Below are 9665 nucleotides of genomic sequence, written 5' to 3' on the forward strand. Positions count from 1 at the left end.
TGGTTTATGTATAGGAAGCGGGTGGCTTAAAAAGTGGTAGAAATTACAGGCATCATAGAGGAAGTGGTGTTTCGCAACGAAGACAACGGCTTTACCGTCATAGAGGTGCGGGATGAGGAGAGCAGGACAGTGGTGACTGCGGTGGGTAGCCTGCCGTATGCCAATGCGGGCGAAAAGGTGCACATTGTGGGCGAGTGGGTTATGCATCCCGATTACGGCCAGCAGCTCAAGGTGTATACCATGGAGAGCATGGCGCCCGCTACTTTGGATGGCCTTGAAAAATATCTGGCATCGGGGCTCATAAAAGGAGTGGGGCCAACCACCGCCAGAAAGCTAGTTGAACGCTTTGGCATGGATGTGTTGGATGTAATAGAGTTTTATCCCGAGCGCCTCATGGAGGTAGAGGGGATTGGCCCTGCCAAGGCCGAGATGATAGCCGCTTCCTATGCTGAACACCGGGAAATAAGGGAAGTAATGATATTTCTTCAGTCCCATGGTATCAGCACCGCCTATGCCATAAAGATATACAAGATGTACGGCAATGATGCTATCGACATCATAAGGGAAAATCCCTATCGCCTGGCAGATGAGGTGGCGGGCATAGGCTTTAAGACGGCAGACAAGATAGCACAAAATTTGGGCGTGGCCTTTGATTCGCCATATCGCATTGAAGCGGGGGTAAAATATGTGCTTTCCCAGGCAGCAGCCGATGGGCATACCTACCTGCCCAAGGACGTGGTGGTGGAGCAGGCCTCGCTTTTGCTGGGAGTTGACAAGGGCTTGGTGGAAAACGCGGTGGCTGCCCTTGCCATTAAGCAGTCCATCTTTGTGGAGAACATAGAGGGTCAGACGGCGGTATATTTTGCACCCTTTTATTACGCCGAGGTGGGGGTGTGTAGGCGCCTTGTCGAGCTGTCCATGGTAGATGTAAGGCCGGCCGCCTTTGACATAGAGGGCATGCTAAGGAGGTTCCAAAAGGAGGAAGGCATGCTCCTCGCACTCAAGCAGCGTGAGGCCGTTATGGAAGCTCTGTCCAACGGTGTGACGGTCATAACGGGTGGGCCCGGCACCGGTAAAACCACTATTATAAACTGCATCATAAAGCTGATGGAGCAGCAGGGGATGACGGTGGTGCTAGCGGCTCCCACCGGCAGGGCGGCAAAGCGCATGACCGAAGCCACCGGCCGGGAAGCCAAAACGATACACAGGCTGCTGGAATACAGCTATGGCAAGGAAGGGCCTTATTTTCAAAAGGATGAGGACAATCCCATACTGGCCGACGCGGTGATAATAGATGAAGTATCTATGGTGGATATCCTGCTGATGAACCATCTCTTAAAGGCCATAGTGCCCGGCACGCGGTTGATATTGGTGGGGGACGTTGATCAGCTGCCATCGGTGGGGCCGGGTAACGTGCTTAAGGACATAATCGCAAGCGGGGTTATAAAGGTGGTGCGTTTAACAGAGATTTTCAGGCAGGCTCAGGAGAGCATGATAGTTCTCAACGCTCATAGGATCAACCAGGGCCTGATGCCTCAGCTCAACGTAAAAGGCAGCGATTTCTTCTTCGTCAGGCGTGAAACCCCGCAGCAGATATTGAATACCGTGCTTGAGCTCATATGTCGGAGGCTTCCCGCTTTCGCGTATTACAATCCGCTTAAGGACATACAGGTACTGGTACCCATGCGCAAGGGCGATATAGGGGTCAACAATTTAAATGTGGAATTGCAAAAGGTGCTCAATCCCCCATCACCAGACAAACAGGAGAAGCTGTTCCGCAATACCCTGTTCAGGGAAGGCGATAAAGTAATGCAGATCAGGAACAATTACCGCACTTCCTGGAAGAGGAAGGTTCACGGCATGGTGGTGGAGGAGGGGCAAGGGGTCTTCAACGGCGATATCGGCTACATCGCAGCCATAGACCACGAGGAGCAGAGCATGACCGTCATATTCGACGACGATAAGGAAGTGGTATACGATTTTTCGCAGCTTGACGAGCTGGAGCTTGCCTATGCCATATCCATTCACAAAAGCCAGGGCAGCGAATTTCCGGTAGCCATTATCCCGCTGGCGTGGGGGCCGCCCATGCTCATGACCCGTAATTTGCTCTATACGGCGGTGACCAGAGCTCGTGAGATGGTGGTAATAGTGGGTCGGGAACGGGCCATAGAGGCTATGGTGAGGAATGACTATGTCGAAAAGCGGTATTCCGGGCTTATGCATCACTTCAGGAAGCTGTTTGCGGTATCCGATTTTTCGATTGACAAGGGTTGAGTATTGTTGTGTTGCCTCCTAGATTGCTCGGAAGATAGGGTGGTATCATTGAATCTGTCTGCTATTAAGGAAGCCATCCTGGATATACTGTATCCCCAAAATATTGCCTGTATTCTCTGCCAGAAAAGGGCTAGTGATATAGATGACAAGGGGCTTTGCAGAGCGTGCGCCGATACCCTTCCTACCATTGCTCCGCCAGTATGCCAGAAGTGCGGCAGGCCCGTCGGGGAGGATGGTATATGCATTGACTGCGCATATGTGCGCTATCATTTCGAACAGGCCGTATCGGTGCTGCACTATACCCCCGAGATAAAGCGGCTGATACACCGTTTTAAGTACGACGGTATATCCTATCTCAGCCGTATCATGGGATGGTGGATGGCTCAGGCTTTTAAGCAGCGCTGCGGGTGGAAGGTAGATATCATCATGCCAGTGCCGCTGCATCCCAAGAGGCAGCGCCAGCGAGGGTTTAATCAGTCGGCATTGCTGGCCAGGGAGCTGGGAAGATACATAGGTGTGTCAGTCAACGAGGGAGTGCTCATTCGTAAGAAATACACTACCGCACAAGCAGGGCTCAATAAATTCCAGCGCATGCAGAATTTGCAGGGAGCCTTTGAAGTGCGGGAGATTGAGGCAGTGCGGGGCAAGACAATTCTGCTGGTAGACGATGTATTTACCACGGGCAGCACCGTTGATGAATGTAGCAAGGTGCTGATGCAGGCAAGGGCTCAAAGGGTGTACGTGCTTACCCTGGCTGTCGGCCGGTAGGCCACCCTTTTTGTATAAACGCTTTTTGTTTGAGGGGTGAAGCGCTGTGGATATTCGCAATTGCAAGCGGTGCAACAGGCTGTTTCAGTACAACGGCATAAAGTATTGTCCCAAATGCTTGATAGAGCTGGACGAGATGTACAAAAAGGTGAGGGACTATTTGTACGACCATCCCAATGCTACCATGGTTGAGGTTTCAGAAGCCACAGGGGTGGAGGAGAAGATCATACTTGAGTTTTTGCGCGAGGGGAGGCTGGAGCTTAAGGAGCCTTCGCCGGTGTTGACCTGCGAGCGGTGTGGCAAACCCATCACCACCGGCAGGATGTGCAAGGAATGCCTTGCAGTCTTTGAAAGGGGCTTGAAGAAAGGGCTCAGCGAATCTGTCAGGAAGGTTTCGGATTTAAAGCCCGACAGCCGAAGGATACACGTGGCTGATTATGTCATCAAGAGGAGAGAAACGGAATAGGATGGGTATAGGCCATAGCCTAGATGTGTTCATTGGGCAATAAATTCTATTTAAAAAGGGGAATGCAAAATTACCCCTAAATTTTTTACGCCCGTTTGTCGATAGTATATATGAATCCTGTTAAAGAGGTGAAGGGGTTTGAAGATCGATTCGACGCGCATTTCCCGGATATTGAATATATATACCGGGCAGGATCCACAAGTTCGCAGCGTAAAGAGCAGGAACGGCAAAGCCGATGAGGTAGTGCTGTCAAGAGAGGCCAAAGTTTTTCAGGAGGCTCTAAAAGCTGCCAGCTCGGAACCAGAGGTTCGCATGGACAAAGTAGAAGAGATAAGGGCGCGGATTCAAAGCGGCCAGTATAAGGTTGATAGCAGGAGCATCGCTTCAAAGATAATAGATGACTTGCTGAAATACGATAGGTGGCAATAGAAGCAAGCTACCCTATCAAGCGGCCGAAGAAAGGTTGTGTAAGGGATTGATGTTTTATGGAAGAGCTGCAAAAATTTGTTGACATATTGGAAAGGGAATGTCAGCTTTACGGGATATTGCTTGAGCTATCCAAAAAAAAGGTGCAGGTCATCGTAGATAACAACATAGCCGAGCTTGAAAAGATGGTAGAGATGGAGGAACAGCTCATATTTGAACTGAAGAGCCTTGAAGATGAGCGGGAAGATCTGGTATCCGACTTTGCACAGCGGAATGGCGTATCTTCAAAGGAAGTGACTGTTTCGTATCTTGTGTCTCAAGCGGAGGGCCAGGTAAAAGAGAAGCTGAAGCAGCTTCAGGAGCGGCTGTATGGCATAATAGAGGAGCAGAAGCAGATAAACCAGCTAAATGAGCGACTTATCAAAAATAATTTGGATTTTATCAACTTTTCCATAGGATTGATAACCGGGCGAAACCAGACGGGAGGCATATACAGCAAAACAGGGGAAACCACCGTTAAACGGGGAGGCAGCCTGATAGATAAGAAAGCATAGATCCGAAGGAGTGAGCCTCATGCGTCCTACTTTTTACGGTTTGGAAATTGCAAGGAAGGGATTGCACGTAAGTCAGGCAAATCTGGAGGTTACTGCGCACAACATTGCCAATGCCAATACAGAGGGATATACTCGCCAGCAGGTAGTACAAAAAGCCGTAGAGCCCAATGTAGGAATGGGGTTGTTCGCCTATGGCGGATATGCGGTGGTAGGCGGTGTTGATATACAGCAGGTACGCCAGATACGCGATGCGTATTTGGATATACAGTACCGCAAGGAAGTATTGTCCTTGGGCGAGTGGGAGGTAAAAAGGGATATACTCTCATACATAGAGGCCATATTCAACGAACCTTCCGACTCGGGGATAAACACGGTGCTCAACGAGTTTTTCAATGCTCTTCAGGCCTTGAGCCTGAATCCCGAGGACCCAACCACCCGGGCCACGGTGCAGCAGAAGGCCCTGGCCCTTACCGAGAACATAAGGAACGTCTATACCAAGCTGGAAGAGCTGCAGAGGGAGGCCAACCAGGCCATCATATCCTACGTGAGTGACATCAACGCCTATGCACAAGAGATCGCCGCGCTAAATGAACAGATATACAAATTTGAAATTACCGGTAAGCCGGCCAACGACTTGCGCGACCAGCGCAACCTTCTGGTGGACAAGTTGGCGAAAATCGTACAGGTATCGGTGTACGAGGATGCCAATGGGCGCTTCAGGGTAGACATTGCGGGGCAGACGCTGGTCTACCACACAAAGGCATATCTGCTTGATACGGTAAAGAGGAGTAGCAGCGTAGAGGATGGGAAGTATCCCAAAAACAATTACATTGATGTGGATGACCTGGTGGAAGTTGTATGGAAGGATACCGGCGAAAAGGTTAACATAACAGGCGGTATTTTGAAGGGCTACATCGACATGCGGGATGGCATAGGGGGCAAGGAACAGCCATTGCCCGGGGTTCCCGAGGAGCTTTCTGGCACTACTCCGACTGCCGGGCAGTTTAAGCCCGCACCCAACCAGAACACCGAATACGGAATACCCTATTACATGCGCATGTGGAACCTGTTTGCCCATACGCTTATGATTACTTTTAATGAAATCCATAGTCAGGGTTATGCATTGGTGGTGGATGAGGAGACGGGAGGGCTGAGGACGGGTATAGACTTTTTCTCCGATGGGAGCGGAAGCTATGACCCTACCGACCTTTCCAGGCCCATAGCCAAGTATATAACCATATCGGATGATATAAGGAACGACTGGAACAATATCGCGGCGATTTATCTGGATAAAAATGATATAGACGACCTGTCCAAATATTTTGGAGAAGATGTGGATGAGAGTGTGCTTGCTACCTATGCAAAAGGCAACAACAAGAACATATTGAGGCTTCTCGAGTTAAGGTATAAAACTTATGTACCCGAATGCGATAATATGGACAACTTTACCAAGGCCCTTATATCCACGCTGGGCGTAGCCAGTCGTCAGGCTGCCCATATGGCCGATAATCAGGAGATGCTGGTCAACGAGATGGACAAGCGGCGCCAGTCAGTATCGGGCGTATCGCTGGATGAGGAGATGGCCAACATGGTGCGCTTCCAGCATGCCTATAATGCGTCAGCCAGGATACTCACCGCCATCGACGAGATGCTGGATGTGCTTATAAACAGAATGGGCGTGGTGGGAAGATAGGCCAAATGAGTAGGGTAATCTATATGTTGTTATAGTCGTGTATTGGATAACGTTTAAGGTGAATTTCCATTTTTAGATAATTAGTTACCCCTCGAATTTGTCATAAACTGTTGTTGTGAAATTAGAGATCTATTGTAGTAAAGTCGTTAAAATTTCAAATGTACTTAAGAGAGATTCAATAAAAATGAAGAAAAAGGTGGTTTGAAAGATGCGCGTAACCAACGGAATGCTTATTACAAACATGATGCGGGACTATGCTAAAAATATGCGCAAGCTCGAAAAACTGCAGAGTCAGCTTTCATCCGGCAAGAGGATTTTAAAGCCCTCGGATGACCCGGTGGCGGTATCCAAATCGCTCAAGCTGAGAGCCGACCTTGCTTACAACCAGCAGTATGTGAGCAATGCCGACAACGCTATATCATGGCTTGAAGCCACCGAGTCAGCACTTAAAGACCTGGGGGAGGTGCTTCACAGGGCAAGGGAACTGGCGGTCCAGGCCAGCAACGGAACACTTGCTCTTGAGGACAGGTTGGCTATAGCCGATGAAATTGAGCAGCTCCAGGCACATGTGGTGCAGGTGGGCAATGCCACCTATGCGGGGCGATACATATTTGCAGGCTATAGAACTGATGAGCCACCATTTGAGGTTGTGCAGCAGGGGGATGGTACTCTGAAGCTGGATTATAAGGGCAACAAAGGTAAAATAGCCTTTGAGATAGGTGTTGGCAACCGCATAGAGGTGAACGTTGTAGGTGGCGATGGCGGTGCTGAGATAGATAAGATTTATGATGTGCTTGAAAGGTTTAAAAACGATCTAAGGAACGGCGCAGGGGATAACCTGGATAGTTACATAGGCGAGATAGACCAGCGTATGGACCAAATATTATCCCAGCGCTCGGCGGTGGGTGCCAAGGTTAACCGCCTTGAGCTGATTCGTGCCAGGCTAAAGGAGGAGGAACTGAACTTTACAAACCTGCTCTCGCAGAATGAGGACATGGATATAGCGGAAGTCATAGTGCGGCTTAAAGAGGCTGAGAACGTGTACAGGGCATCGCTGGCAGCAGGTGCACGCATCATCATGCCGACGCTCGTAGACTTTTTGAGTTAGGAGTGAGTATTTTTGCAACTGCGCATTACCACTACACCGGCTCTTATAGGGATACGTACACAGCCAGCTAAGGTGGAGATGGAAAGTCCCCGACCTCTATTGGAGATGAGATGGCAGAAGCCGCAGCTTAATATAGAGGTTGAACCCGTGAGGGTACACATTGACCAGTACGAATGCTTTGCAGAGCTGGGGTATAAGAACTTTCTTGACCTTGCGCGGGCCGAGGCACAAAGAGGATACCAAAGGGTGTTGGAATATATAGCCCAGACCGCTCAGGACGGTGATAGGCTTGCCGCCATAGAATTGGGCGGAAACCCCATAGCTGATATTGCCGAGGAGAGGTCTTACGATGTACCCGATGGAGAGCCTATAACGCTACCAATCCCCAAACCCAGGTTTTACGTAATAGGTGGCGTCAGTATTGACTTTCATCCAGGTAAAATCCATTTCAATGCCATTGTAAGCCCTGTTAGGTTTAAGGTTGCGCCCCATAGAGTGGATATTTATTTAAGGCAGTATCCTAGCATTACGATAGAATACGTGGGGCATCATATCGACAGGAGGGTATAAAATTGATTATCAAGTCCAAACATTTTGGCTATATAGAGATACCAGAGGAGGAAATCATACGTTTCCCGTACGGACTTTACGGTTTCGAGGATATAAAGGAGTACGTACTGCTGGGCAAGGTGGGGGATGACAATCCTTTTATGTGGCTTCATGCGGTACACAATCCCGACGTATGCTTTGTGGTGATAGATCCGCTGGTGTTTAGAAAGGACTATTCGCCTTCGATAAACGAGGAGGTTTTGCATAAGCTCGAAGTCGAGGATCCAAGCGATATACGCTTTTTATCCATAGTCGTCATACCCCAGGACATATCCAAGATGACGGCAAACCTGCAGGGACCCATAGTGATAAACGCCAAGAAGAACATCGCGATGCAGGTGATACTGGACGATGATAAGTACACCACCAGGCACTACATACTGGAGGAGATGAAAAAAGGAGCATGAAGGGAATTTGCCCCCGCCGGATTGAGGAGCTCGAAGGGGGAAATCGGTATTAATCCAAATTATGAGGTGAAGATATGCTGGTTTTAAGTCGAAAGGTAGGCCAATCAGTTTTGATTGGCCATAACATAGAGGTGAAAATAATCGAGGTACAGGGGGAACAGGTCAGGATAGGGATAAATGCTCCGAGAGATGTGACCATCTTGAGGAAGGAACTCATGGATGAGATAAGGCAGACAAACCGTGAGGCGGTGGTGGACAATTCCCGCGTTTCTCTTGAGGAACTAGGGAGGGTATTTAAAGAAAAGGAGAGGGAGGAAGAGAGTTGAAAGTGAAAGGATTATGTAGGGGAGTTATGGGATAGATTTACTACACAAGTAGTCAATAAGTCCTAAAGAACATATAAAAATTTTTGTTAAACCCCTAAAGTTTGTCTATGAGGTTGTCGATATATATTGGTGAAAGCAAATGAGAGCCTTATCCTTTGCAGCGGCCGGGCAAGGGATGGGCTTTAAAAGAAAATGTGCCGAAAAGGACTTCGGCGAAAATAAAAATTCAGGGAGGAATGAGATATGAGGATTAATCACAACATTACCGCTCTTAATGCGTACAGGCAGCTGAGCATAAACAATACTGGTGTTCAAAAATCTTTGGAGAAGTTGGCCTCCGGTATGAGGATCAACCGCGCTGGGGATGACGCAGCGGGGCTGGCCATCAGCGAGAAGATGAGAGGCCAGATCAGAGGCCTTAACATGGCAATCAAGAATGCACAGGATGCTATTTCGCTAATTCAAACTGCAGAGGGTGCTTTAAATGAGACCCATGCTATACTGCAGAGAATGAGAGAGCTAGCTGTACAGGCTGCAAATGATACTAATACTGATGTTGACCGTGCAGCTCTTCAAAATGAGATAACCCAGTTAATTGAGGAACTTGATCGAATTGCCCAAGACACCGAGTTTAACACTCAAACATTGTTGGACGGTACCTTTAAGAGTAAAGTGTTCCATATTGGTGCTAATCAGGGGCAAAGCATTACTCTGGAGATTGATTCGATGGCTGCTGCCGATCTAGGTGTTGATAGTGTCGATATAAGCACTCAGGAGGGCGCTGACAGTGCTATTAATACAATTGATGGTGCAATAAAGACGGTATCCGATGAACGGGCTAAGTTAGGTGCATTACAGAATCGCCTCGAGCATACCATCAACAACCTTGAGGTAGCCGCAGAGAACCTGACAGCAGCTGAGTCCCGCATCCGCGACGTGGATATGGCGAAGGAAATGATGGAGTTCACCAAGCAGACCATACTGCAGCAGGCTGCAACGGCCATGCTTGCACAGGCCAACCAGCTGCCTCAGGC

General features: G+C 48.9%; 11 protein-coding genes. All 11 read left to right on the forward strand.

The genetic code is table 11. From position 1 onward, the window contains the following. The first annotated feature begins 33 nt into the window (after positions 1 to 33). Positions 34 to 2274: an ATP-dependent RecD-like DNA helicase gene (locus FWJ59_RS05665; protein ID WP_414481007.1), complete on the forward strand. Its 2241-nt coding sequence runs from the start codon at positions 34 to 36 to the stop codon at positions 2272 to 2274. Between the two features lie 48 nt (positions 2275 to 2322). Then, the gene (locus FWJ59_RS05670; RefSeq protein WP_414481008.1) at positions 2323 to 3042 is read left to right on the forward strand and encodes a ComF family protein; all 720 of its coding nucleotides are present in this window, start codon (positions 2323 to 2325) and stop codon (positions 3040 to 3042) included. Positions 3043 to 3088: 46 nt separating this feature from the next. After that, positions 3089 to 3508, forward strand: a complete 420-nt coding sequence (locus FWJ59_RS05675; RefSeq protein WP_414481009.1) for a TIGR03826 family flagellar region protein — start codon at positions 3089 to 3091, stop codon at positions 3506 to 3508. A 138-nt stretch (positions 3509 to 3646) separates the two neighbouring features. After that, entirely contained in the window at positions 3647 to 3937 is a 291-nt protein-coding gene (gene flgM / locus FWJ59_RS05680) for a flagellar biosynthesis anti-sigma factor FlgM (RefSeq protein ID WP_414481010.1), read from the forward strand. 56 nt (positions 3938 to 3993) lie between these two features. After that, positions 3994 to 4488, forward strand: a complete 495-nt coding sequence (locus FWJ59_RS05685; RefSeq protein WP_414481011.1) for a flagellar protein FlgN — start codon at positions 3994 to 3996, stop codon at positions 4486 to 4488. 19 nt (positions 4489 to 4507) lie between these two features. Further along, complete coding sequence (gene flgK, locus FWJ59_RS05690) at positions 4508 to 6181, forward strand: flagellar hook-associated protein FlgK (RefSeq protein ID WP_414481012.1); 1674 nt, start codon at positions 4508 to 4510, stop codon at positions 6179 to 6181. 208 nt (positions 6182 to 6389) lie between these two features. Next, a complete protein-coding gene (gene flgL, locus FWJ59_RS05695; protein ID WP_414481013.1) occupies positions 6390 to 7289 on the forward strand; it encodes a flagellar hook-associated protein FlgL in 900 nt (299 codons plus the stop codon). Positions 7290 to 7301: 12 nt separating this feature from the next. Then, positions 7302 to 7859, forward strand: coding sequence for a DUF6470 family protein (locus FWJ59_RS05700; RefSeq protein ID WP_414481014.1), 558 nt, complete (start codon positions 7302 to 7304; stop codon positions 7857 to 7859). Between the two features lie 2 nt (positions 7860 to 7861). After that, on the forward strand, positions 7862 to 8305 hold the full coding sequence (fliW, locus tag FWJ59_RS05705; protein ID WP_414481015.1) for a flagellar assembly protein FliW: 444 nt from the start codon (positions 7862 to 7864) through the stop codon (positions 8303 to 8305). A 74-nt stretch (positions 8306 to 8379) separates the two neighbouring features. After that, the gene (csrA, locus tag FWJ59_RS05710) at positions 8380 to 8631 is read left to right on the forward strand and encodes a carbon storage regulator CsrA (RefSeq protein WP_414481016.1); all 252 of its coding nucleotides are present in this window, start codon (positions 8380 to 8382) and stop codon (positions 8629 to 8631) included. Between the two features lie 243 nt (positions 8632 to 8874). Further along, a partial coding sequence (locus tag FWJ59_RS05715; protein ID WP_414481017.1) for a flagellin occupies positions 8875 to 9665 on the forward strand: 791 nt, incomplete at its 3' end.

The sequence above is a fragment of the Caldicoprobacter sp. genome, from assembly GCF_047459465.1.
Taxonomy (GTDB): Bacteria; Bacillota; Clostridia; order Caldicoprobacterales; family Caldicoprobacteraceae; genus Caldicoprobacter.

Excerpts from the sequence above, each read along its gene's own strand:
- FWJ59_RS05685 (WP_414481011.1), top strand. The coding sequence starts at position 3,994 with ATGGAAGAGCTGCAAAAATTTGTTGACATATTGGAAAGGGAATGTCAG.
- flgK (WP_414481012.1), top strand. The coding sequence starts at position 4,508 with ATGCGTCCTACTTTTTACGGTTTGGAAATTGCAAGGAAGGGATTGCAC.
- flgL (WP_414481013.1), top strand. The coding sequence starts at position 6,390 with ATGCGCGTAACCAACGGAATGCTTATTACAAACATGATGCGGGACTAT.
- csrA (WP_414481016.1), top strand. The coding sequence starts at position 8,380 with ATGCTGGTTTTAAGTCGAAAGGTAGGCCAATCAGTTTTGATTGGCCAT.